The organism is Stenotrophomonas sp. STEN054 (assembly GCF_056854535.1).
In genome coordinates this window covers 1-23258 of record NZ_JBXFWG010000010.1, presented here as the reverse complement: position 1 = coordinate 23258, position 23258 = coordinate 1, and the positions used below count along the sequence as shown (strand labels likewise).

General features: G+C 67.6%; 19 protein-coding genes. 17 read left to right on the top strand and 2 right to left on the bottom strand.

All coding sequences use genetic code 11. The features are described from left to right. Window positions 1–23: 23 nt before the first annotated feature. Window positions 24–1316, top strand: coding sequence for a threonine synthase (gene thrC / locus AC1VXD_RS05775; protein WP_482991254.1), 1293 nt, complete (start codon window positions 24–26; stop codon window positions 1314–1316). Window positions 1317–1386: 70 nt separating this feature from the next. Here thrC and AC1VXD_RS05770 read toward each other — a convergent pair whose 3' ends face one another. Further along, window positions 1387–2139: a Crp/Fnr family transcriptional regulator gene (locus AC1VXD_RS05770; protein WP_482991253.1), complete on the bottom strand. Its 753-nt coding sequence runs from the start codon at window positions 2137–2139 to the stop codon at window positions 1387–1389. 139 nt (window positions 2140–2278) lie between these two features. Here AC1VXD_RS05770 and hisS point away from each other — a divergent pair, with 139 nt between their 5' ends. The 15 genes from hisS (at window position 2279) to AC1VXD_RS05695 (ending at window position 19477) form a co-directional block, all read left to right on the top strand. Next, complete coding sequence (hisS, locus tag AC1VXD_RS05765) at window positions 2279–3673, top strand: histidine--tRNA ligase (RefSeq protein ID WP_482991252.1); 1395 nt, start codon at window positions 2279–2281, stop codon at window positions 3671–3673. Between the two features lie 431 nt (window positions 3674–4104). Then, window positions 4105–4413 (top strand): YerC/YecD family TrpR-related protein, encoded by a 309-nt coding sequence (locus AC1VXD_RS05760; RefSeq protein ID WP_108768699.1) that lies wholly within the window; start codon window positions 4105–4107, stop codon window positions 4411–4413. Between the two features lie 34 nt (window positions 4414–4447). Further along, window positions 4448–5359, top strand: a complete 912-nt coding sequence (gene hisG / locus AC1VXD_RS05755) for an ATP phosphoribosyltransferase (protein ID WP_482991251.1) — start codon at window positions 4448–4450, stop codon at window positions 5357–5359. Next, a complete protein-coding gene (gene hisD, locus AC1VXD_RS05750) occupies window positions 5356–6651 on the top strand; it encodes a histidinol dehydrogenase (RefSeq protein WP_482991250.1) in 1296 nt (431 codons plus the stop codon). The genes hisG and hisD overlap by 4 nt, the downstream gene beginning before the upstream one ends. Then, entirely contained in the window at window positions 6648–7742 is a 1095-nt protein-coding gene (hisC, locus tag AC1VXD_RS05745; RefSeq protein ID WP_482991249.1) for a histidinol-phosphate transaminase, read from the top strand. Before hisD ends, hisC begins: the two co-directional genes overlap by 4 nt. Continuing rightward, window positions 7739–8812, top strand: coding sequence for a bifunctional histidinol-phosphatase/imidazoleglycerol-phosphate dehydratase HisB (gene hisB, locus AC1VXD_RS05740; RefSeq protein WP_482991248.1), 1074 nt, complete (start codon window positions 7739–7741; stop codon window positions 8810–8812). The genes hisC and hisB overlap by 4 nt, the downstream gene beginning before the upstream one ends. Further along, on the top strand, window positions 8809–9411 hold the full coding sequence (gene hisH / locus AC1VXD_RS05735) for an imidazole glycerol phosphate synthase subunit HisH (protein WP_482991247.1): 603 nt from the start codon (window positions 8809–8811) through the stop codon (window positions 9409–9411). Before hisB ends, hisH begins: the two co-directional genes overlap by 4 nt. Further along, window positions 9408–10142, top strand: a complete 735-nt coding sequence (gene hisA / locus AC1VXD_RS05730) for a 1-(5-phosphoribosyl)-5-[(5-phosphoribosylamino)methylideneamino]imidazole-4-carboxamide isomerase (RefSeq protein ID WP_482991246.1) — start codon at window positions 9408–9410, stop codon at window positions 10140–10142. Before hisH ends, hisA begins: the two co-directional genes overlap by 4 nt. After that, window positions 10136–10912 carry an imidazole glycerol phosphate synthase subunit HisF gene (gene hisF / locus AC1VXD_RS05725; RefSeq protein ID WP_482991245.1) on the top strand — a complete coding sequence of 259 codons (777 nt, stop codon included), beginning with the start codon at window positions 10136–10138 and terminating at the stop codon, window positions 10910–10912. Before hisA ends, hisF begins: the two co-directional genes overlap by 7 nt. Then, window positions 10902–11522 carry a bifunctional phosphoribosyl-AMP cyclohydrolase/phosphoribosyl-ATP diphosphatase HisIE gene (gene hisIE, locus AC1VXD_RS05720; RefSeq protein WP_482991244.1) on the top strand — a complete coding sequence of 207 codons (621 nt, stop codon included), beginning with the start codon at window positions 10902–10904 and terminating at the stop codon, window positions 11520–11522. Before hisF ends, hisIE begins: the two co-directional genes overlap by 11 nt. 64 nt (window positions 11523–11586) lie before the next feature. Then, window positions 11587–13176 carry a calcineurin-like phosphoesterase C-terminal domain-containing protein gene (locus tag AC1VXD_RS05715; RefSeq protein ID WP_482991243.1) on the top strand — a complete coding sequence of 530 codons (1590 nt, stop codon included), beginning with the start codon at window positions 11587–11589 and terminating at the stop codon, window positions 13174–13176. 107 nt (window positions 13177–13283) lie between these two features. Next, window positions 13284–14327, top strand: coding sequence for a glucokinase (locus AC1VXD_RS05710; protein ID WP_482991242.1), 1044 nt, complete (start codon window positions 13284–13286; stop codon window positions 14325–14327). A gap of 58 nt (window positions 14328–14385) precedes the next feature. Further along, window positions 14386–15384, top strand: coding sequence for a glycosylasparaginase (locus AC1VXD_RS05705; protein WP_482991241.1), 999 nt, complete (start codon window positions 14386–14388; stop codon window positions 15382–15384). Next, entirely contained in the window at window positions 15381–16118 is a 738-nt protein-coding gene (locus AC1VXD_RS05700) for a copper homeostasis protein CutC (RefSeq protein WP_482991240.1), read from the top strand. The genes AC1VXD_RS05705 and AC1VXD_RS05700 overlap by 4 nt, the downstream gene beginning before the upstream one ends. A 398-nt stretch (window positions 16119–16516) precedes the next feature. Beyond that, window positions 16517–19477 carry a TonB-dependent receptor plug domain-containing protein gene (locus AC1VXD_RS05695; protein WP_482991239.1) on the top strand — a complete coding sequence of 987 codons (2961 nt, stop codon included), beginning with the start codon at window positions 16517–16519 and terminating at the stop codon, window positions 19475–19477. A 200-nt stretch (window positions 19478–19677) separates the two neighbouring features. On the opposite strand, the gene AC1VXD_RS05690 is transcribed toward AC1VXD_RS05695, so the two are convergent. Further along, window positions 19678–22764 (bottom strand): TonB-dependent receptor, encoded by a 3087-nt coding sequence (locus tag AC1VXD_RS05690; protein WP_482991238.1) that lies wholly within the window; start codon window positions 22762–22764, stop codon window positions 19678–19680. Window positions 22765–22982: 218 nt separating this feature from the next. On the opposite strand from AC1VXD_RS05690, the gene AC1VXD_RS05685 reads away from it, so the two are divergent. Beyond that, window positions 22983–23258, top strand: a 276-nt coding sequence (locus AC1VXD_RS05685) for a hypothetical protein (RefSeq protein ID WP_482991237.1), incomplete at its 3' end; no start/stop codon positions are given.

Here is a 23258-nt window from a genome sequence, read left to right as displayed (position 1 = left end):
CCCCCTTGCTGGATACCTCGCTCATGCAATTCGTTTCGACCCGAGGCCATGCGCCCGCCGTTGGCCTGAGTGCCGCCATCGCTGCCGGCCTGGCGCCGGACGGCGGCCTGTATGTGCCCGACGGGGTGCCCGCGCCGCGCGAACTGCAGGCCGGTGCCACACTCGCCGAGACCGCTGCCGATCTGCTGGCGCCTTTCTTCGAGGGTGATCCGCTGCAGGACGCACTGCCGGAGATCTGCCGCGAGGCTTTCGATTTCCCGGTGCCGCTGCGTCCGCTGGGCCGCGACGGCGATCATGTGCTGGAGCTGTTCCATGGCCCGACCGCCGCGTTCAAGGACATCGGCGCGCGCTTCCTCGCCGGCACGCTGTCGCGCCTGCAGGCGGGCAAGGATCGCGACCTGACGATTGTCGTGGCGACTTCCGGCGATACCGGTGCCGCGGTGGCAGCGGCCTTCCATCGCCAGCCCGGCGTGCGCGTGGTGGTGCTGTATCCCGATGGCCGAGTTTCGCCGCGGCAGGCACACCAGCTGGGCTGCTTCGGCGACAATATCCAGGCGTTGCGCGTGGCCGGCTCGTTCGATGACTGCCAGGCGATGGTCAAGCAGGCACTGGCCGACACCAATCTGCAGGCGCAGGTGCCGCTGAGTTCAGCCAACAGCATCAGCCTGGGCCGGCTGCTCCCGCAGATGAGCTACTACGCGCATGCGGCGCTGACCCATCACGCGCGCACGCGGCGCCGCCTCAACCTTGTGGTGCCGACAGGCAACCTGGGCAATGCGATGGCGGCCGTGCTGGCGCGTGCGCTGGGTGTGCCGACTGGCCAGATCGTATTGGCCACCAATGCCAATGCGGTGCTGCCGGCCTACTTCAACGGCGGCGACTACCAGCCGCAGGCCAGTGTGGCCACCGTGGCCAACGCGATGGATGTGGGCGCGCCGAGCAACTTCGAGCGCCTGCGCTGGCTGTATGCCGATGACGATGGCGAACTGCGTGCCGCCTTCCGTGCGTTCGCGGTGGATGACGTGGCCATCCGCGCGACCATCGCCACTGCGCATGCCAGCAGCGGCGAGCTGTTCTGTCCGCACACCGCCACCGCGGTGAAAGTGCTGCAGGACCTGCGTGCGCGCGGCGCCAAGGGCGACTGGGCGGTGGTGTCGACCGCGCACCCGGCCAAGTTCGAGGCGGTAGTGGAACCGTTGACCGGTGAAACCGTGGCGGTGCCGCCGGCACTGGACGCGCTGCTGCAGCGGCCGGCGCATGCCGAGCCGCTGGCCGCCGATTACGCGGCGTTGCGCGAGGTGTTGCTGCGTCGGTAGCGCCGGGCCATGCCCGGCAGTGCAGCGGCAAAACGGTAGCGCCGGGTCATACCCGGCGAGCGCAGCGGAGTCAGGCCAGCCCTTCGCCGGCCAGCGTGCGCAGCCCATCCTCGTCGAGGAGCTCCACCACGTTCAGATGGGGCAGGGCGATCAGGCCCTGCTGGCGCAGCTTGGTGAAGGTGCGGCTGACGGTTTCCATGGTCAGGCCGAGGTGATCGGCGATGTCGCCGCGGCCCATCGGCAGCGACACGCGCAGGCCATCGCCGCCCAGCCTGGCCTCGCGTGCGGCCAGGCGCAGCAGGAAGTCAGCCAGCTTTTCGGCCGGTTGCAGGCGGGCCAGCGCCAGCGCGGCGTCCTGGGCGGCATCCAGTTCCTGGCAGGCGCGCTGCAGCAGCTTGCGTTCAAGGTGCGGGAAGCGGCCACGCAGCGCCTTCATCTGCGGCAGGGCTACGCGGCAGACGCGGCTGTCAGCGATGGCTTCGATATCGTGGCGGTGGTGGTCGCTGCCACTCAGGCCGAGGTAATCACCCGGCAGCACGAACCCGTTGATCTGGCGACGGCCGTCGGCCAGCGTGCGCACCAAGCGCAACGCACCCGCAGTCAATGTAAAGACATGCTGGCGCTCTTCGCCGGTGCGGGCCAGGGTGCTGCCCAGGCCCACCTGCTGCGATACGGTCACCTGTTCGAGCGCCTGCACTTCATCGGGCGACAGCGCCGAGCAGACCGCCAGGTGGCGGACCGAGCAGTGCAGGCAGTCCAGCGTGGTGCAGGACGGCGCGGCGTCGTCGTGGGCGGCGGACGGAGCGCCTGAAGGCCGGGACATGGTGCGGAGGCGTATCACGGGCGGGGGAGGGCTTTATGATACTTCATGCGGCCTTATGGCCCCTGATCGGCGGCTGAGCCATGCGGGGCGGTAGAATGTCGCCCCCTCCCACGTTCCCGTTCCTGCAGGAGTTCCGCCCGTGATCAAGCCCCGTACCCCGCCCGGCACCCTTGAACTGTTGCCGCGCGAGCAGATTGCGTTCCAGCGCATGCTGGACGTCATCCGCCGCAACTACGAGCGCTTCGGGTTCCTGCCGGTGGAAACGCCGGTGTTCGAGCTGTCCGACGTCCTGCTGACCAAGTCCGGTGGCGAGACCGAGCGCCAGGTGTACTTCGTGCAGTCCACCGGCGCGCTGGCCAATGCCGCCGAATCGGGCGACCGCTCGCTGCCGGAGATGGCACTGCGTTTCGACCTGACCGTGCCGCTGGCCCGCTACGTGGCCGAGCACGAGCACGAGCTGACCTTCCCGTTCCGCCGCTACCAGATGCAGCGCGTGTACCGAGGTGAGCGTGCCCAGCGTGGCCGCTTCCGCGAGTTCTACCAGTGCGACATCGACGTGATCGGCAAGGACAGCCTGAGCGTGCGCTATGACGCCGAAGTGCTGGCCGTCATCCACGCCGTGTTCTCCGAGCTGCGCATCGGTGATTTCAGCATCCAGCTGAACAACCGCAAGCTGATGCGCGGTTTCTTCGAAAGCCTGGGCGTGGCCGAAGGCGAGCGCCAGCTGGCCGTGCTGCGCGAAGTGGACAAGCTGGACAAGCGCGGCGCCGATTACGTGCGCGAAACGCTGGTAGGCGAGGGCTTTGGCATCCCGGCCGAGCAGGTCGAGAAGATCCTGGCCTTCGTCGCCGTGCGCTCGAAGGGCCATGAAGACGCGCTGGCCCAGCTGGCCGCCCTTGAGTCCGGTGGCGCCTTGTCGGAAACCCTGCGCAACGGCGTGGCCGAGCTGCGTGAAGTGCTGCAGCTGGTGCAGGCGCTGGGCGTACCGGAGACCGCCTACTGCCTGAACTTCTCCATCGCCCGAGGCCTGGATTACTACACCGGCACCGTCTATGAGACCACGCTGACCGACCACCCGCAGATCGGTTCGATCTGCTCGGGCGGCCGTTACGAAGACCTGGCCAGCCACTACAGCAAGTCCAAGCTGCCGGGCGTGGGTATCTCCATCGGCCTGTCGCGCCTGTTCTGGCAGCTGCGCGAAGCCGGCCTGATCGACGGCATCGAAGCCAGCAGCGTGCAGGCGCTGGTGGCACTGATGGACGAGCAGGGCATGGCGCAGTCGCTGGACATCGCCCGCCGCCTGCGCAGCGGTGGCATCAACACCGAAGTGCAGATGGAGCCGAAGAAGATCGGCAAGCAGTTCCAGTACGCCGCCAAGGCAGGCATTCGCTTCGTGGTGCTGGCGGGGGAGGACGAGCTCGCCCGGGGCGTCGTCGCAGTGAAGGACCTGGTGCGCGAGCAGCAGTTCGAAGTCTCCCGCGACGAACTGGCCAGCACCCTGCAGGTCGAGCTGGAACAGTCGAAGGTGATGTAACTGCCCAAGGCAGCCCCCAGAGGTTGAACGAAACGCCCACCACCCGGTGGGCGTTTCGTTTCCGGACCGCGCTCCGGGGTCAGAGCCGTTTCCACCGGAAAACGGACCCGACCCCGCGCCTACCAACGGTCGGCACCCACCAACACAAGCAGGTCCCAACAGCCCGCAGGACACTGTCGAGGGCGGGATGGGTCCGGTGGCAGGGGTGTGAGCGGCATGGATGCCGCGACCAAGCTCCCATGGACGGGTTTACCGCGACCCCTGCCACCGGGCCCACCCCGCCAACCCTCAGTAACCCGGCGTTTGCCGTTGCCGTCGGCGGGTGCAGGGCAGCAGCCCTGCCACGCCCCCAATCCCCAAAATTTGACGCGTTGCGCAAGAATGCGCTAATGTACTAGCGCGCTATTACATTGATGCAAGAAATCCACCCCGTGAAAGCCCGCCCCGACATCGCCGCCAAAGACCCCCAGGCCGACCTCGACTCCCTGGCCCAGGCCTTTGCCGCCCTGCGCGAACCCGACCAGGTGCTCGCCTTCCTGCGCGACCTCTGCACCCCGGCCGAGCTCGAAGCCATGGCCGACCGCTGGAAAGTCGTCCCCCTGCTGCAGCAGGGCGTGCCTTACCGCGAGATCCACGAACGCACCGGCGTCAGCGTGACCACCACCGGACGGGTGGCACGCACCCTCGAGCATGGCCATCGAGGCTATGCCGCCGCCGTCGACCGCCTCGCTTCGCGCTGATCCGCGCCCCGTTCCGAACTTAGAGACCTCCCCCATGAGTGCAACCCAGGCAGCGCCGGCACGTGACCGGCTGCGTATCGCCATCCAGAAGAGTGGCCGTCTGGCCGAACCCGCCCGCAACCTGCTCAGCGCCTGCGGGCTGAGCTGGCGCGAAAGCCGCGACAAGCTGTTCTGCTACGGCGAATCGCTGCCGGTGGACCTGCTGCTGGTGCGCGACGACGACATTCCCGGCCTCATCGCCGACGGCGTCTGCGACCTCGGCATCGTCGGCCGCAACGAGCTGGACGAACAGGCCGCCGCACGCCGCCAGATCGGCCTGCCCGACGCCTACCAGGCTCTGCGCGGGCTGGGCTTCGGTCAGTGCCGTCTGATGCTGGCCGTGCCCGAGGAATGGCAGTGGGAAGGCCCGGCGCAGTTGGCTGGCACCCGCATCGCCACCAGCTACCCGGCCATCCTCAAGCAGTGGCTGGCCGAGCAGGGCGTGGATGCGCAGGTGGTCGAACTTTCCGGCTCGGTGGAGATCGCCCCGCGCCTGGGCACCGCCGAACTGATCTGCGACCTGGTCTCCAGCGGCGCCACCCTGCGCGCCAACCAGCTCACCCCGGTGCACAACCTGCTGGACAGCGAAGCCGTGCTGGCCGGTGCGGTCCGCGTGCCGGACGATGCCCGCGCCGGGCTGCGCAGCATGCTGCTGCGGCGCCTGGACGGCGTGGTGCAGAAGCAGGATCGCAAGCTGCTGATGTTCCGCGCGAGCGAGGACCGCGTGGACGTGCTGGCGCAGCTGCTGGCCGATGCCGAACCGCTGGTGCGTTTGCCTGCAGATGGCGGTGCACTGCGCCTGCAGACCATGTGCCCGGGTCCGCTGACCTGGCAGCGCATGGAAGAACTGGAGCGCGCCGGCGCACAGGGCCTGATGGTACTGAGCGTGGAGCGGTCGCTGGCATGAATCGTCTGATCTGGTCACAACTCGATGAAGCCGCCCGCAGCGCGGCGCTGACCCGCCCGGTGCAGACCGTGGCGCAGCAGACCCGTGATGCCGTGGCCGCGCTGATCGCGCAGGTACGGACGCAGGGCGACGAGGCGCTGCGCGCCATCACCGCCCGTTTTGATCGCGTCGAACTGGCATCGTTTGAAGTGAGCGAGGCCGAGTTCGCTGCAGCCGAAGCCGCCGTGCCTGCCGAACTACGCCAGGCCATGGTCGAAGCCGCCGCGCGCATCACGCGCTTCCACGAAGCCGGCATGGGCAAGGGCTATGCGGTGGAAACCGCACCCGGCGTGGTCTGCGAACGCATGCTGCGGCCGATCGGCCGCGTCGGCCTGTACGTGCCGGCCGGCAGCGCACCGCTGCCGTCCACCGCGCTGATGCTGGGTGTGCCGGCGCAGCTGGCCGGTTGCCCGCAGGTCGTGCTGTGCACGCCGCCGCGCGCCGATGGCACTGCCGATCCGGCGGTGCTGGTGGCCGCGCGCCTGACCGGCGTGCAGCGCGCGTTCAAGCTGGGCGGTGCCCAGGCCATCGCCGCGATGGCCTATGGAACTGACAGCGTTCCGGCCTGCGACAAGCTGTTCGGGCCGGGCAACAGCTTCGTCACCGAAGCCAAGCAGCAGGTCGCACAGGATGGCGCCGCCGCCATCGACATGCCGGCCGGCCCTTCGGAAGTGCTGGTCATCGCCGATGCCGGCGCCAATCCGGCGTTCGTGGCCGCTGATCTGCTGTCGCAGGCCGAGCACGGCCCGGATTCGCAGGTGCTTCTGCTGACCGACGCTGGGGCGATGCTGGCGGCGGTCGAAGCGGAAGTGGAGCGCCAGGTAGCGCTGCTGCCGCGCCAGGAGATCGCACGCCAGGCCCTGTCGGCTTCGCGCCTGATCCAGGTCGATACGCTGGCGGAGGCCTTCGCGATCAGCAACCGCTACGCACCCGAGCACCTGATCCTCGCCCTGCGCGAACCGCGTGACTGGCTGGACCAGGTGCAGGCCGCCGGCTCGGTGTTCCTCGGCGATTACACCCCCGAAGCACTGGGCGACTACTGCAGCGGCACCAACCATGTGCTGCCCACCGCCGGTGCCGCGCGCGCCTACAGCGGCGTCAGCGTCGCCAGCTTCCAGAACCTGATCAGCGTGCAGAGCGCCAGCGCCGCCGGCCTGGCCGCGATCGGTGGCTGCGCGCGCATCATCGCCAGCGCCGAAGGGCTGGATGCGCACGAGCGTGCCGTGGCCCTGCGCATGGAGGCCGCCGCATGAGCGCCGCCATCGATGACGTGCTGGCGCTGGTGCGCCCGGACCTGCAGGCCTTCGCCGGCTACAGCTCGGCGCGTAGTGCGGCCGTGCAGGGCGAGGTGTGGTTGAACGCCAATGAATCGGCCTGGTCCAATCCAGCCGACAGTGCCGGCAGCAGCCGACGCTACCCCGAGCCGCAGCCGCTGGCGCTGCGCGAAGGCCTGGCGGCGCTGTATGGCGTGCAGCCGCAGCAGCTGCTGGTCGGGCGGGGCAGCGACGAGGCCATCGACCTGCTGGTGCGCGCCCTGTGCGTGCCCGGCCGCGACGGTGTGCTGGTGACCTCGCCGGTGTTCGGCATGTACGCAGTCTGCGCGCGCCTGCAGGGTGCGCCCTTGATCGACGTGCCGCTCGTTGAGGGCGGCGACGGCCTGCGCGCCGACATCGAGGCGGTCATCGGCACGGCACAGGCGCAGAGCGCCAAGCTGGTGTTCCTGTGTGCGCCGTCCAACCCCGCCGGCAGCGATATCAGCCTGGCCGATATCGAACGCGTGGCCACCGCGCTGCGCGGGCAGGCCCTGGTGGTGGTCGACGAGGCCTACGTCGAGTACGCGCAGCGTGCGTCGGCGACCACGCTGCTGGCCGCGCACGCCAACGTCGCCGTGCTGCGCACGCTGTCGAAAGCGCATGCACTGGCTGCGGCACGCATCGGCAGCCTGATTGCCGCGCCGGAACTGATCGCCGTGCTGCGTCGCTGCCAGGCGCCGTACCCGGTGCCGACGCCCTGTGCCGAGCTGGCCGTGCAGGCCCTGCAGCCGGCCGCGTTGGCCCGTACCGCCGAGCGCGTGGCCACGGTCGTCGCCGAGCGCGACCGTCTTTTTGGCGTGTTGCCGGGCCTGCCCGGCGTGCGCCGCGTGTACCGCTCGTCCGGCAATTACCTGCTGGTCCGCTTCGCCGATGCGCAGGCCGCGTTCGACACGCTGCTGGCGGCCGGCGTGGTGGTGCGTGACCAGCGCGCCGCACCGCAGCTGAGCGATGCCCTGCGCATCAGCATCGGCAGCCCCGAAGAAAACGACCGCGTGCTCGCGGCCCTGTCGGCCCGGAGGGCTGCTGCATGACCCCCATTCTGTTCATCGACCGCGACGGCACCCTCATCGAAGAGCCGTCCGACTTCCAGATCGACGCCTACGAGAAGCTGCGCTTCGTGCCGCAGGTGATCCCGGCGCTGCTGAAGCTGCGCGACGCCGGCTACCAGTTCGTCATCGTCACCAACCAGGACGGCCTGGGCAGCGAAAGCTACCCGCGCGCCAGCTTCGATGGCCCCAACGACCTGATGCTGCAGATCTTCGAAAGCCAGGGCATCAGCTTCCGTGACGTGCTGGTGGACTGCAGCTGGCCGCAGGACAACGCGCCCACACGCAAGCCGGGCATCGGCCTGATGACCGCCTACCTGCAGGACCGCAGCATCGACTGGAAGCGTTCGGGCATGGTCGGTGACCGCATCACCGACCTGCAGTTCGCCGACAACCTCAACATCCGTGGCTTCCAGCTGCGGACCGAACAGTTCGGTGGCGAGTGGGACTGGGCGGGCATCGCCCACGCCCTGGCCGATGCACCGCGCACCGCCGTGGTCCAGCGCAACACCAAGGAAACGAAGATCCGCGTCGAACTGGACCTGGATCGCGCCGGCGACGCGCACATTTCCACCGGCCTGCCGTTCTTCGACCACATGCTGGAGCAGATCGGCAAGCACGGCGGCTTCGCCCTGGATATCCGGGCCGAAGGTGACCTGCACATCGACGAACACCACACCATCGAAGACACCGGGCTGGCCCTGGGCCAGGCGCTGCGCGATGCGCTGGGTGACAAGCGCGGCATCGGCCGCTACGGCTTCACCCTGCCGATGGACGAGACCCTTGCCAGCGCTGCGCTGGATTTCAGCGGGCGCCCGTATTTCGTGTTTGAAGGCGAGTTCAAGCGCGAGCGCGTGGGCGACATGCCGACCGAACTGGTGCCGCACTTCTTCCGTTCGCTGTGCGATGCCAGCGGCCTGAACCTCAACCTGCAGGTGCGCGGCGACAACGACCACCACAAGGTGGAAGCCTGTTTCAAGGCGCTGGCGCGTGCACTGCGCCCGGCGCTGGCCCGCCAGGGCACCGCGCTGCCGACCACCAAGGGGGCGCTGTGAGCGAGGTTGCACTGATCGATGCCGGCGGTGCCAACCTCGGTTCGGTGCGCTACGCGCTGGAGCGGCTGGGCGCCAACGTGCGCCTGGTGCGCGATGCCGAGGGCCTGGTCGGCGCGCAGCGGGTGATCCTGCCCGGCGTCGGAGCCGCGGCACCGGGCATGCAGCGCCTGCATGCGCAGGGCCTGGTTGAACCGTTGCGCCGGCTGGAGGTGCCGCTGATGGGCATCTGCCTGGGCATGCAGCTGCTGTTCGAGCGTTCCGAAGAAACCGGGGTGGAAGCGCTGGGCCTGATTCCCGGCACGGTGCGCAAGCTGGTGCCGGCGTGTGGCATCCGCGTGCCGCACATGGGCTGGAACCGATTGCTGGCGCTGCGCCCGTCGCTGCTGCTGCAAGGCGTGCCGGACCGTTCCAGCGCCTATTTCGTGCACAGCTACGCCGCGCCGCTGAATGCCCACACCGTCGCCGCCTGCGACCACGGCGGCCTGTTCACCGCCATGATCGAGCAGGGCCGCTATTTCGGCGCCCAGTTCCACCCCGAGCGTTCCGGCGATACCGGTTCGCTGATGCTGCGCAATTTCCTTGAGGGCACTGCTGCATGAGTTTCACCGTCTACCCCGCACTGGATATCCGCGAAGGCCGCGTGGTGCGCCTGCGCCAGGGCGACTACGCGCAGGAAACCTCCTACGGCGACGATCCGCTGCCGCGCGCGCAGGCGTTTGCCGCGCAGGGCGCGCAGTGGATGCACCTGGTCGACCTGGACGCTGCTCGCGCCGGCGGCTACACGCTGGCCCCGCTGCTGGCGTCGATCCGCCAGAACACCTCGCTGCAGGTGCAGACAGGCGGCGGCGTACGTGGCCGTGATGACGTGGCGCGCATCCTCGATGCCGGTGCCAACCGCGTGGTGGTCGGCTCGCTGGCCGTGCGCCGCCCCGACGAAGTGCTGGGCTGGCTGGATGAGTTCGGCGCCGAATGCATCACCATTGCCCTCGATACCCGCCAGGACGCGCAGGGCCAGTGGCAGCTGCCGGTGCACGGCTGGACCGAGAATGCCGGGGTGACCCTGGACGACCTGGCCCAGCGCTACGCGCGCGCCGGCATGCGCCACCTGCTGTGCACCGACATCGCCCGCGACGGCATGCTGGCGGGCCCCAACATCAGCCTCTACACCCACCTGTCGGCGCTGCTGCCGGGCGTGGCGGTGCAGGCGTCCGGTGGCATCCGCGACGTGGCCGACGTGGCCGAAGCACGCGCCGCCGGCTGCGGCGGCGCCATCCTCGGCAAGGCGCTGCTGGAACAGCGCATGGATTTGGGCGAGGCACTGGCATGTTGAGCCGGCGTATCATTCCCTGCCTGGACGTGCGCGATGGCCGCGTGGTCAAGGGCGTGCGCTTCCGCGACCACGTCGACATGGGCGACATCGCCGAGCTGGCCCAGCGCTACCGCGACCAGGGCGCCGACGAGCTGGTGTTCTATGACATCGGCGCCAGCCCAGAGGCACGCTCGGTGGACGTGGCCTGGATCGAGCGCATCGCGCGCCTGATCGACATCCCGTTCTGCGTGGCCGGTGGCATCGACAGCGTGGACACCGCGCGGCGGGTGCTGTTTGCCGGTGCGGACAAGGTGTCGATCAACTCGCCCGCGCTGGGCCGTCCCGAACTGATCAGCGAACTGGCCGAGGAGTTCGGCGTGCAGTGCGTGGTGGTTGGCGTCGATTCGGTGCGCGAGGACGATGGCCAGTGGCGGGTGCGCCGCTTCACCGGTGACCCCAGCAAGACCCAGGCCGTGCCGCTGCGCACGCTGGACTGGATCGTCGAGGCACAGCGCCGCGGCGCTGGTGAGATCGTGCTGAACTGCATGGACAGCGATGGCGTGCGCCGTGGCTACGATGTGGAACAGCTGCGCCAGGCCCGTGCGCTGTGCAACGTGCCACTCATCGCGTCTGGCGGTGCCGGTGCGATGGAGCATTTTGCACAGGCCTTCGACCAGGCCGACGTGGACGGCGCGCTGGCTGCCAGCGTGTTCCACAGCGGTGCCATCGCCATTGCAGATTTGAAGCGCTACCTGCGCGAACAGCAGATCGAGGTCCGAGATGTCTATTGAAGTACGCCCGTCGCCGCAGGCGCTGGAATCGCTGGACTGGGCCAAGGGCGATGGCCTGCTGCCGGCGGTGGTGCAGGATGCCGACACCCTGCAGGTGCTGATGCTGGGCTACGTCAACGCCGAATCGCTGCAGATCACCCAGGTGACCGGGCACATGACCTTCTACAGCCGCAGCAAGCAGCGCCTGTGGACCAAGGGCGAGCAGTCCGGCCACGTGCTGGCGGTGCAGTCGATCAGTGTGGACTGCGATGCCGACACTGTGCTGGTGCTGGCACGCCCGGCCGGCCCGACCTGCCATACCGGTGCTGAAAGCTGCTTCGATGGCGCGCCGAAGGACTTCCTCGGTGGTCTGGGCCAGCTGGTGGCCGTGCGCGAAGCGCAGCGTCCGCCGGGCAGCTATACCACCTCGCTGTTCGAAGGTGGCGTTCGCCGTATTGCGCAGAAGGTGGGCGAGGAGGGTGTGGAAACCGCGCTGGCCGCGGTGGCGCAGGACGACGAGGCCCTGCTGGGCGAATCGGCCGACCTGCTGTACCACCTGCTGGTGCTGTTGCGCGCGCGCGGGCTCTCGCTGCAGGACGCCCGCGATGTGCTGGAAATGCGCCATCGTTGAACAAGGTGTGCGGACCAACGGTCCGCACCTACAATATGGCGTCTTCTTTTCCCGGACCGCCCCCATGAAACTGCCCGCCGCCTGGCTGTGCTGCCTGTTGCTGACTTCGCCGGCGTGGGCCGCCGACACGGTGGTCAGTGGCAAGGTCTATCTCGAACGTGACGGCAGGCCCGGTCGCGGCGCGACCGATCCGGGCCTGGCCGGTGTGCAGGTCTCCAATGGCGAAGCCGTCGTCAAGACCGCCGCTGACGGCAGCTACAGCCTGCCGGTGCGCGACGGGCAGACCGTGTTCGTCATCAAGCCCGATGCCTACAGCTTCCCGAAGGCGGCCGACGGCCTGCCGACGTTCTGGCGCCACTACCGCCCGAACGGTTCGCCGGCGCTGAAGTACGGCGGCATCGCCGCCACCGCCGCGGCCGACCGTGGCTGGGATTTCGCCCTGCAGTCCGACCGCCATGACAGCCGCCGCGGCTTCCAGATGCTGGTCTTCACCGATTCGCAGACCGCCACCCTGAAGGACATCGGCTACTACCAGCAGTCCATCGTGGCGCCGCTGGTGGGCCAGACCAAGGCACGCCTGGGCACCACCCTCGGCGACATCGTCAACGACGACCTGGGCCTGTACCCGGCCATCAACAAGGTGACCACCGAACTGGGCGTGCCGTGGTTCCATGTACCAGGCAACCACGACCTGGATGTCGATGCCGCCAACGATGATCACTCGCTGGACAGCTGGCGCAACATCTACGGCCCGGACACCTACGCGGTGGAAGAGGGCGGTGCCAGCTTCGTTTTCCTCGATGACGTGGTCTATGACCCCAACGCCAGGCCGAAGTACGTCGGTGGCCTGCGCGAGGACCAGTTCGCCTTCCTGGCCGGCTACCTGAAGGGCCTGCGCAAGGACCGCCTGCTGGTGCTGGGCATGCACATCCCGCTGTTCGACGCCGCGCCGGGTCGCGAGACCTTCCGCCACGCCGACCGCCAGCGCCTGTTCGACCTGCTCAAGGATTTCCGCAACGTGCTGGTGCTGAGCGGCCACAGCCACACCCAGCAGCACGTCTACCACGGCAAGGCCGAGGGCTGGCAGGGTGAGAAGCCGCTGCACGAGTACAACGTCGGTGCCAACTGCGGCGCGTTCTGGTCGGGCGTCAAGAATGCCGCGGGCGTGCCGGACAGCACCATGAGCGATGGCACGCCGAAGGGCTACGCGGTGCTGGACGTCGCCGGCAATGGCAGCTACCGCCTGCAGTACCGCGTGGCCGGTGCCCCAGCCAGTGACCAGATCGGTCTGCATGCGCCGAAGGTGCTGCGCCAGGGTGCCTACCCGGCATGGGGCGTGTACGCCAACGTGTACATGGGCGAGGACACCAGCGTGGTCGAGTTCCGTGTCGACGGCGGTGCCTGGCAGCCGATGAAGCAGGTCAGCCAGCCCGACCCGCGCCTGCTGGTGGAGAACGTGGCCGATGACACGGCCGACGCCCTGCGCGGCTATGATCGTTCGCCGGAAGCCACCGCATCGCCGCACCTGTGGCGTGGCGCGCTGCCGACCAACCTCGAGGTGGGCAGCCACAAGGTCGAGGTGCGCTCGACCCAGCCCGATGGCGCGGTGTTCACCGCCGCCACCCGCTACAGCCTGCAGACGGCCCAGCCCTGATCCAGGCCGGTCCGGGTGCAGGTTCGCTGCACCCGGTCCCGCAGCGTTGGCAAAGCACGTTCAATGCCTGAGAATCGACACGATTCAATCGATTCAAGCAGGCCAGTGTGAACGTTGCAGCAGCGTCCCCGGTACTTTCCGATCTGGCCAGCCCTTCCGCTGCCAGCGGTGCCCCCCACGGCCATGATCCGCGCAGCCTGGTGGTGGCCGACGTCGGCGGCACCTTCGCCCGCCTGGCACTGGCCGAGACCACGCCGGGGCAGACCCCGCGACTGGGCAGCTACCGCACCTACGCCTGCGCCGATCACCCGAGCCTGGCCGCGATCCTCGCCGACTTCACTGCCAGCCTCGGCCTGCCGGTCAGCACGGCCGTGGTGGCCATTGCCGGCCTGCTCGATGGCGATGTGCTGATCAACGCCAACCTGCCGTGGACGGTCTCGCTGTCGACCACCCGCGCGCAGTCCGGGCTGCAGGAACTGCAGCTGATCAACGATTTCGAAGCGGTGGCGCTGGCCATTCCCTACCTGCAGGCCGACACGCTGGTGCCGTTGAACGGCGATGCCGATCCGGCGCAGGCCTTCCCGGCGCTGGTGCTGGGCGCCGGCACCGGCCTGGGCGCCGCGCTGCGCTTTGCCGATGGCGACCGCCCTGTGCTGGCCAGCGAACTCGGCCACGCCGCGCTGGGCGCAGGCAATGCGCTGGAGCTGCAGGTGCTGGGCCAGCTGCTGCAGCGCTGGCCGCACGTGGACAACGAACGCGTGCTGTCCGGCAGTGGCCTGATGAACCTTTACCCGTGCCTGTGCGAGCTGCGCGGCGCGACTCCGCAGTGGCACAGCACCGAGGCGCTGATCGGCGCGGCGCGCAGTGGCGAGGATCCGCTGGCGGTGGAAACCCTGCAGGTGTTCTGCGCGTGGCTGGGCAGCCTGGCTGGCGACGCGGCGATCGCCGTGGGCGCGCGCTCGGTCTATCTGGCCGGTGGCATCTCCGCGCACGTGCAGGATTTCCTCGCCGATGGCCGCTTCCGCGAGCGCTTCCTCAACAAGGGCGTGCTGACCGACGTGCTGCGCCAGGTGCCGGTGTGGCGCGTCGAACACGGCCAGCTGGGCGTCCTCGGCGCGGCTGTCTGGCACGCGGCACGCACGCCGGCTTAAGAACACAGCAAGGGCTGCCGGCAGCCTGCCGACGGCCGAACGGACGACGGAGGCGGACATGGTGGATCGCAGGCAGTTCCTTCAGGCCGGAGCACTGGCCGCAGGCATGGCGGCATTGCCGGGCGTGCAGGCGCGCGCGCAGGGCGGGGCAAAGGTCGTTTCAACCTGGGATTTCGGCGTGCCGGCCAACCAGGCGGCATGGAAGGTACTGGCCAACGGTGGCAGCGCGCTGGATGCGGTTGAAGCCGGTGCGCGCTGGGCCGAGAGCGAGCTGTGCAATCCCACCGTCGGCCACTGCGGCAACCCGGATCGCGACGGTGTGCTGAGCCTGGATGCCAGCATCATGGACGGCGATGGCCGCTGCGGTGCGGTTGCCGCACTGGTGGACATCCTGCACCCGGTGTCGGTGGCCCGCAAAGTGATGGAGAACAGCCCGCACGTGCTGCTGGTAGGCGAGGGCGCGCAGCAGTTCGCGGTGCAGCAGGGCTTCGAGCGCCAGCACCTGCTGACGCCGCAGGCCGAGGCGGCCTGGCGCGAGTGGCTGAAGACCGAGAAGTACCAGCCGCAGATCAACGCCGAGCGCCGCGGCATCCCCGGCAACAGCGACAACCACGACACCATCGGCATGCTGGCACTGGACGCCAAGGGCAACCTCGCCGGCGCCTGCACCACCAGTGGCATGGCCTGGAAGCTGCGCGGCCGCGTGGGCGACAGCCCGATCATCGGTGCCGGCCTGTACGTGGACAACGAGGTCGGCGCGGCCACGGCCTCGGGCGTGGGCGAGGAAATGATCCGCAACGCGGCCTCGTTCCTGGTGGTCGAGCTGATGCGCCAGGGGCGCACGCCGGCCCAGGCCTGCCGAGAGGCCATCGACCGGGTAGTGCGCAAGCGCCCCGAGGCAAGCAGGACACTACAGGTCTGCTTCCTGGCGATGAACAAACAGGGCGAGGTCGGTGCGTACGCGCTGCATCGCGGCTTCGTCTACGCGGTGTGCGATGTGCAGCGCCAGGACGACCTGCGCGATTCGCCTTCGATCTACACGAGCACCCAGGCGTGAGCGTGCGCCTGGGGTTGGAGATCGCCAGCAACTCGGTGGCCTCGGCGCTTGCCGCGCAGGCCGGTGGTGCCGACCGCATCGAACTGTTCGACAACCTCGCCGAGGGCGGGACCACGCCGTCCTTCGCCAGCATCGCCATTGCCCGCGAGCGGCTGACCATTCCGCTGTTCGTGCTGGTGCGCCCGCGTGCCGGCGATTTCCACTACGACGCACTGGAAACCGAGCTGATGCTGCGTGACATCGCGCAGTGCCGTGCACTGGGCTGCGACGGCGTGGTGGTGGGCGCGCTGGATGCGCAGGGTGACATCGACCTGCCGCTGTGCCGCGAGCTGGTGCAGGCCGCAGGGCCGCTGCAGGTCACCTTCCATCGCGCGTTCGACGCAACCCGCGATCTGTCCGCGGCACTGGAGCAGGTGATCGGCCTCGGCTGCCAGCGTGTGCTGACGTCGGGCGGCCAGGTCAGCGCGGAGGCCGGCAGCAAGGTGCTGGCTGCGCTGGTCAGCCAGGCGGCGGGGCGCATCAGCGTGATGGCCGGTGCCGGCCTGGGCCCGGCCAACATCGCCGGCGTCGCCCGCCAGACCGGCTGTGTCGAACTGCACGCGTCCGCGAAGGGCCTGCGCCGTTCGGACATGCAGTTCCAGAACCCGGCACTGCGCGGCCTGGACCCGGACTGGAGCCAGACCAGCACCGCCACCGTGGCGGCATTGCGCAAGGCACTGGACGGCGCGCGCTGACCCGCTTTTTGCGTAGAGTCGAGCCCACGCTCGGCTGCTCTTTGCGGCAAGCAACGGCAGCCGAGCATCGGCTCGGCTCTACAACGTCGCATGCCGCCGCACTCCCTACAGCATTCCGCGCACGCATGTCGTGATCGTGCCACCTCGTTCTGCTGTCACCACACATCCGTGCATCGCAAATCATTGATTCTTCGATAGACACGCGGTTGTTTACGACGGCGCGGCGCGCATTGCTGCGCCGCGGGATGCCAAGCCTTGTTCAGCCATGCTTTAGTTTGGATCGATCCACAGGGGAGGGCGCGGATCCGGTATGGATCGGTGCAAGCGCCCTGGATTGTCGTCAGTAGTGCCGCTGTTCATTGCATCCGCGCGCCCACACCAACGAAGAGCAACCGCCCATGGCTCAGTTCGTCCGTACCCGTCGTCATCTGTTGTCCCAGGCCCTGCTGCTGGCCCTGCTGCCGCTGGCGGCCAGTGCACAGGAGCCCGACCGTGATTCCGCCACCAAGGATCTGGACGCGGTCACCGTCACCGGCTCACGCATCAAACGCGCCAGTGTCGAAGGCCCCGCCCCGGTCAACGTGATCTCCGCCCAGCAGATCCAGAAGGAAGGCTTCGTCACCGTCTACGACGCGTTGAAGACGCTGACCGAAGCGACCGGCACTGTCGAAGCAGCGTCGCAGTGGGGCTCGCATACGCCCAATGCCAGCGGCCTGAACCTGCGCGGCATGGGCCCGAACCGGACCCTGCTGCTGGTCAACGGTCGGCGCGTGGCCGACTATCCGCTGCCCTATGGTGGCGAAACCAATTTCTCCAACTACAGCAACATTCCCGCTGCCGCGGTGGAGCGCATCGAGGTGCTGACCGGTGGCGCTTCGGCCATCTATGGTTCGGATGCGATCGCCGGCGTGGTCAACGTCATCCTCAAGAACCACTACGACGGTGATGAAGTGCGCGTGCGCGGCGGTACGTCCACCGAAGGCGGCCGTGACACCTGGGATCTGTCCTGGGCCGGCGGCAAGACTGGTGACCACTGGAGCGTGACCTACGCGCTGCAGTACACCAAGCGCGATCCGCTGTTCGGCCGCGACCGGCCGCAGATGGACGATGCCGACGATGCGCCGTATCCGTCCTGGAACATGGAGCAGCGCAAGCTCGGCTTCCGTCCCACCGCAGGCCTGGCCCTGATCGATCCAAGCACCGGCGAGCGCCTGGCGCCACCCACCGGCACCTGCGAGAAGTTCGACGGCGAGTACTACACCGCCGATCGCCTGGTCTACAACTACAACGCCAATACCGTGACGAACACGGGGCGCCTGTGCGGCATGAGCGCCGACTACGCCAACTGGCTGCTGACCGGTGGCTCGGAGAATCTCTCTGGCAACCTGTATGCCACGTTTGATTTCGGCAACGACCTGCAGGCATGGAGCAACCTGGCCGTGTACCGTTCCGAAGCGCTGTGGGGCACCAATCCACCGAGCGTCACCCTTGTCGATGATGCCAACGGCTACTACTGGGATGCCAACCGTGATCGGCCGATTCTGGGCGTGCGCCAGTTCACACCCAACGAAGTTGGCGGCCTGGACACCCTGCGCAATACCAACCGCGAATTGTCCTGGGATGCCAGCGCCGGCCTGCGCGGTCGTTTGGCTGACCGCTTCGACTGGAGCGCCTCGGTGGGGCGTTCCTACTACCGGGTGGAAGAGCGGCAGAACGTGGTGGACGAGCAGAAGTCGTACGACTTTTTCCTCGGCCCACGCCTGGGCACGACGGCGGACGGAGAAGCGATCCATGCCTTGAATGAATCGCGCTGGTGGAACCCGATCACCCCCGACGAGTATTGGCAAATGGGCACGGTGGCGCGTAATCGTGCCTCGTCCTGGGTCAACCAGGCTTCGGCGGATATCACCGGCGAACTGTTCCAGGCCTGGGCCGGACCGGTATCGTTCGCGGCGGTCGCGGAAGTTGCGCGGCAGGGTTATCACCTCAGCCCCGACCCACGCGCTGGCATCGACTTCGACCTGCAGAACGTCGATCGTGGCGGTGGCGAGCGCACGCGCTATTCGGCAGGTGTGGAGTTCAAGATTCCACTGGCCGACAGCCTGATCGCCACCGCCGCCGCGCGCTACGACCGCTATGGCAGCTACAAGGCCGACGACAGCGCCGACGCGTTGGGCATCGGCAGCCAGAAGGAAACCACCTGGAATGCGGGTCTGGAATGGCGGCCGTTCGAGTCGCTGCTGGTACGCGGCTCCTACGCCACCAGCTTCCATGCCCCGGACATGCACTATCTGCTGGGTCAGCCCAGCAGTTCGCAAGTGCTGACCTACGACCGCCTGCGCTGTATTGAAAGTGGTGCCTACCTGGTCAATGAGTGCGGCGCGGGCAATCCCGATGTCTGGTACGCATTCGATGTGAACCGCCGCGGCACACCGTTGCTGCGTTCTGAAACGGGTGATTCCTGGACCGTCGGCTTTGTCTGGGACGTGTTGCCCACCCTGTCGGTCAGTGCCGACTACTGGGCGATCAAGCTGCAGGACATGATTGTCGACGTGGGCGCCGACGAAGTGCTGGCCAGTGAGGCCGGTTGCCTGACCGGCAAGAACATCGACGGCACGCCGTGGTCGAACCCGGCCGGTGGCGAGTACTGCGCCGGCATCCTTGCGCGAGTGAACCGCGACAGCACTGGGCGCCTGGTTTCCATCGAGCGCGGGCCCTTCAACCTGGCCAGCCGTGAGGTCCGAGGCATTGACCTGACCGCGCGCTACCGGCTGGAAACCGCCGCGTGGGGGAGCTTCCAGCTTGGGGTGAACTACACCAACCAGCTCTCGACCAAGGAGCAGCGTTACGCCAACGATCCCAATCCCGAGCGTCGCGACCGCGACCTGCGCAGCAAGCTGCGCGCCAGCCTGGGTTGGCAGCATGGCAACTGGAACGCCAATGTCTACGCAGACCGTGTGGGTTCGGTGCCGGGCGTGCGTTACCACTGGGGCACCGACCGCCTGGACAATCCCGGTGGCTGCCTGCCGTTCGCCGATGGCTATGTGCCGAGCGACAGCCCGGCGTTGAACTGCCTGGAGCCGTTGACCCGGCCCGACGGCTCGGCCAACCCCAATCCCAATGCAGGCCAGCAGACCTCGCGCTACTACGGGCGGGTGGGACCGTTCATCACCTGGAACTTCAATCTGGGTTACCAGGTGACCGAGCACATGAAGATCAACGCGTACGTCAACAACGCCTTCAATGCCGCCAGCTGGAACCACAAGGATCCGTACAAGGTGGACTACGACTTCGCGCCAACCCGCCTGCTGGGTGCGGTGGGGCGTGAGTTCGCGCTGGAGTATGTATTCACGTTCTGAGTGCAGCGGCCGCCTCGTGTAGAGCCGAGCCCACGCTCGGCTGCTCTTTGCGCGGAACAACGTCCATCGATAGCGCCGGGCATGGCCCGGCGCTGCCGGTGGCAAAAAAACGGCAGCCACCTGTAAAAGCGTGGCTGCCGTGGAGGACCGTGGTACGGGGTCGGATCCCTTCGCAGAAGGGCTCCGACCCCCGCGCCGGCTTAGAACTTGTAGGTCGCGCCGAAGTAGATCTGGCGGCCCGAGTACAGGTTCGAGATCAGGCGCGACTGGGTGTCGTTGCCCAGGTAGATGCGCTGTTCGGACTTGGTGGCGTTGAGCACGGAGGCGGTGAAGGTCAGCGCTTCGGTGAAGTTGTACGCCACGTTCAGATCCAGCTGGTCGTACGGTTCGGTGTACTGGGTCATGCCGTTGACCAGGCCGCCGACCACTTCACCACGACGGTTGTACGAGGCACGGGCCAGGAACCGGTCGGTTTCGTAGAACACCGTCAGGTTGGCCTGGTTCTTTGCGCTGCCTACCAGCGGCGAGGCGCCGAGATTTTCGCCGTTGAGCTCGATCGAGGCCAGGTTGGTGTCGTTGTAGGTGTAGTTGGCCTGCACGCCCAGGCCGAAGTCGAAGGTGTACTGGCCGTAGACTTCCACGCCCTGCGACACCGCGTCACGGCCATTGGCCTGGGTGCTGTAGTCCTGCACCGTCACCATCTCGCCGCCGACTTCCATCTGCACGTCACGCACGATCGGCACGGTGAAGTTGCTGATGTCCTTGCGGAACACGCCGACGCCCGCAACCGCGCCCGGCATGAAGTACCACTCTACGCCGAGGTCGTACTGGGTGGCTTCAAAGGCTTCCAGGTTCTTGTTGCTGCCCTTGCCGGCCCAGCCTTCGGTCGGTGCACCACCCGCCACGCGGCGGTCGTTGACGTACTCGGGGCTGTAGTAGCTCAGGCTGCCGGGTGCGGCGATGCTGGTGTAGCTCGGGCGAGCCACTACCTTCGATGCCGCGCCACGCAGGACCAGCGTGTCGGTGATGTCCCAGGCGATGTTGAAGCTCGGCAGCACGTCGGTGTAGGTACGGTCCGAACCGATCAGCTCGTATGTCTTCTCGCGGGCCAGGTTGTCGGGCAGGCGCACGAAGCCGCTTTCGCAGCCGTAGGTCGGGTAGGCCGCTGCCGCCGGATCATCGCAGGACATCGGAGCGCCGGAGGCGTTGTCCAGGAAGTAGTCGTTGAAGCGTTCGATCGAATCGCTGGACTGGGCGAACTGCTCGGTGCGCACCACACGCACGCCGACGTTGCCGCGCAGGCGCTCGGTACGGAAGTTGGCCTGGAAGTAGCCCGAGTAGATCTTCTCGTTGACGTTGTAGACGAAGTCGTCTTCGACGCGGTTGTGCGACTGGCCGTAGGTGCTGTTCAGGTAATCGATGTAGGCCGGGTAGTTGATACCCGGGAACACATTGGCATTGAAGCCGCCGGCGATGCCGGTGATCGGGTTGGACAGGAAGAAGCCCGGCTGGGCGATACCGGCCGTGTTGTCGCAGCCTGCCTGGTAACGGCTGTCGTAGTCAGCCGGATCGGCGCCCTGGCACACCCAGTAGGTGTTGCCGGTGTTGCGGTGGACCTTGCCGTCACGGTACTTGGCGCCGAACTGGATCGAATCCAGCCAGCCGCTTTCGAACATCTTGGTGACGTCGGCCTGGAAGTGGTTCTGCTTGACCTCGGTCTGCATCCACGAGGAATCGGTGGAGCCGGTGTCGACCTCGGCGATGCCATTCATCAGCACCTCCTGCAGGTTCGGCGAGACGGTCAGCGTCGGGGTGCCGGTCAGGTGCCACGCGGTGTACTGGTTGCCGGATTCCCACACGCCATTGACGCGGCGACGCGGCTTGGCCGACATGCGGAAGTTCATCGACGGGCCGCCTTCGGACCAGGTGCGGCCGCCGCTGAAGGAGGCCTTCCACAGCGGGCTGATGTCCCAGTCGATGGTCAGGTCGGCGGTCTGCGACAGCGCCTTTTCACGGCTGTAGCTGCCGGTCAGCTGCGGGGTCGGAATGGTGCAGTCATCCGGACCCCAGCCACCCGGGGCCAGGCCGGCGGCCGCGGCTTCGTCTTCACTGCAGTAATAGGCCTTGCCCGGCAGTTTCTCGAACTGCGCGCCGGTCACCACGGTGCCGCTGGGGTCGAAGGTCAGGCCGTTGAGCAGGCGGCCGCCAGCCCAGTTGCCGTCGCCGTTGTAGCGCGCCATGTTCCACTCGGGCACCTTGAGCATGTTCTGCACATAGTTGCCGTCCAGCTCGAAGCGGAAGTAGTTGGCGGTCAGGGTCAGGTTGTCGACCGGCTTGAACTGGAACGTCAGCTGGCCGCCCTTGCGCTCGCGCTCCTCTTCCTTCACGGCGAAATTCACCGAGGTGGGCATGAAGAAGTCGCTGTAGTTGTGCCCGAACTGGTCGTTGAAGCCGGAGTTGCCCCACCAGTAGTTGATGCCGCCCTGGGTGAGGGCGTTGCCGTTGACATCACGGGCGTCGACGTCGGTGCCGTACCACTGGTAGTTTTCGGTGCTCACTTCCATGGTGCGGCTCGTGCGCTTCTGCTGGGTCACGCCGACCAGCACGCCGAAGCGCTCGTCCTTGCTGTGCCACGAGTACAGCGCCGACGCCTGCGGGTCGACGTCCTGGTGGGTGTCGGAAGACACGCCTTCCAGGGTCACGTAGCCGGAGTTGGATTCCATCTCCAGCGGACGGCGGGTGTGCAGGATCACCGTGCCGCCGATGCCACCTTCGTCGATGCGTGCTTCCGGCGACTTGAACAGCTCGGCGCTGGACAGCATGTTCGACGGCAGCAGGGTGTAGTTGAACGAACGGCTGGCCTCGTCATTGGTTTCGGAGGTGGCGATGTAGTTGCCGTTCAACTGGGTCAGGGTCAGGTCCGGATCGAGGCCGCGCACGCTGACGCTCTTGCCTTCGCCGCCATCGCGGGTGATGACCACGCCGGGCACGCGCTGCAGCGAGTCGGCGACGTTCTTGTCGGGGAACTTGCCGACATCCTCGGCGGTGATCACTTCGACCACGGCGTTGGCGTCGCGCTTCTGCTGCAGGCTCTTTTCGATCGCGTAGCGGTAGCCGGTGACCTGGACGCTGTCCAGGGTGGTGGCATCGGTACCGCCGGTGGTCGGCTGCGCGGCGGCCTGCTGGGCAGCGGCGCCGGTCGGCGCGACGGCTGCGGCCAGTGCCAGCGCGACGGCGAGCGACAAGGTGTCGCGACCGTGCTTACGAGTTGAATGCTTCATTGCCATCTCTCCCTCTCTCCTGGATTGATCCGGTGACTGACGCGGAACTTGAATCGATCTAATTTGTGGTGCCGATTTTTGCTAAGCCGCGCGGCTGCCTGGGGCAACGCGCTGGTGCTCGGGTACGTGTGGTTCCGGTCCCCAACGCCGGGCCATCCCTGGATTCGCTTGGATCGATCTAAGCGATGGCGGGGCGATTTTTAGCATGGCTCGAGGGGTTGCGCATGCTGCTGCGCAATATTGCAGTGACGTGTCTACCGAATGATGATTCGCTGAAATGCGCTGGAATCGTTTACATGCGCAAAGGGGAGGGTGGTTCGGCAGGGCTTGCAGCCCTGCACCTGCTCAAGGCAACGGCAACTCCAAAAGCCGGAGCGGCATTCCGTGGGATGGCGGGGCACTGTGGGTTTGCGGGGACGGCGCAAGTACGTCCATGTAGCCTTGGTCGCCGCATCCATGCGGCTCACACCCCGCAAACCCACAGTGCCCCGCCTTCGACA

What these genes read in the sequence shown, in the direction of transcription:
- thrC (WP_482991254.1), top strand. Translation starts at nt 24, where the DNA reads ATGCAATTCGTTTCGACCCGAGGCCATGCGCCCGCCGTTGGCCTGAGT.
- AC1VXD_RS05770 (WP_482991253.1), bottom strand. Translation starts at nt 2,139, where the DNA reads ATGTCCCGGCCTTCAGGCGCTCCGTCCGCCGCCCACGACGACGCCGCG.
- hisG (WP_482991251.1), top strand. Translation starts at nt 4,448, where the DNA reads ATGAGTGCAACCCAGGCAGCGCCGGCACGTGACCGGCTGCGTATCGCC.
- hisD (WP_482991250.1), top strand. Translation starts at nt 5,356, where the DNA reads ATGAATCGTCTGATCTGGTCACAACTCGATGAAGCCGCCCGCAGCGCG.
- hisC (WP_482991249.1), top strand. Translation starts at nt 6,648, where the DNA reads ATGAGCGCCGCCATCGATGACGTGCTGGCGCTGGTGCGCCCGGACCTG.
- hisB (WP_482991248.1), top strand. Translation starts at nt 7,739, where the DNA reads ATGACCCCCATTCTGTTCATCGACCGCGACGGCACCCTCATCGAAGAG.
- hisA (WP_482991246.1), top strand. Translation starts at nt 9,408, where the DNA reads ATGAGTTTCACCGTCTACCCCGCACTGGATATCCGCGAAGGCCGCGTG.
- hisF (WP_482991245.1), top strand. Translation starts at nt 10,136, where the DNA reads ATGTTGAGCCGGCGTATCATTCCCTGCCTGGACGTGCGCGATGGCCGC.
- hisIE (WP_482991244.1), top strand. Translation starts at nt 10,902, where the DNA reads ATGTCTATTGAAGTACGCCCGTCGCCGCAGGCGCTGGAATCGCTGGAC.
- AC1VXD_RS05715 (WP_482991243.1), top strand. Translation starts at nt 11,587, where the DNA reads ATGAAACTGCCCGCCGCCTGGCTGTGCTGCCTGTTGCTGACTTCGCCG.
- AC1VXD_RS05705 (WP_482991241.1), top strand. Translation starts at nt 14,386, where the DNA reads ATGGTGGATCGCAGGCAGTTCCTTCAGGCCGGAGCACTGGCCGCAGGC.
- AC1VXD_RS05695 (WP_482991239.1), top strand. Translation starts at nt 16,517, where the DNA reads ATGGCTCAGTTCGTCCGTACCCGTCGTCATCTGTTGTCCCAGGCCCTG.
- AC1VXD_RS05690 (WP_482991238.1), bottom strand. Translation starts at nt 22,764, where the DNA reads ATGGCAATGAAGCATTCAACTCGTAAGCACGGTCGCGACACCTTGTCG.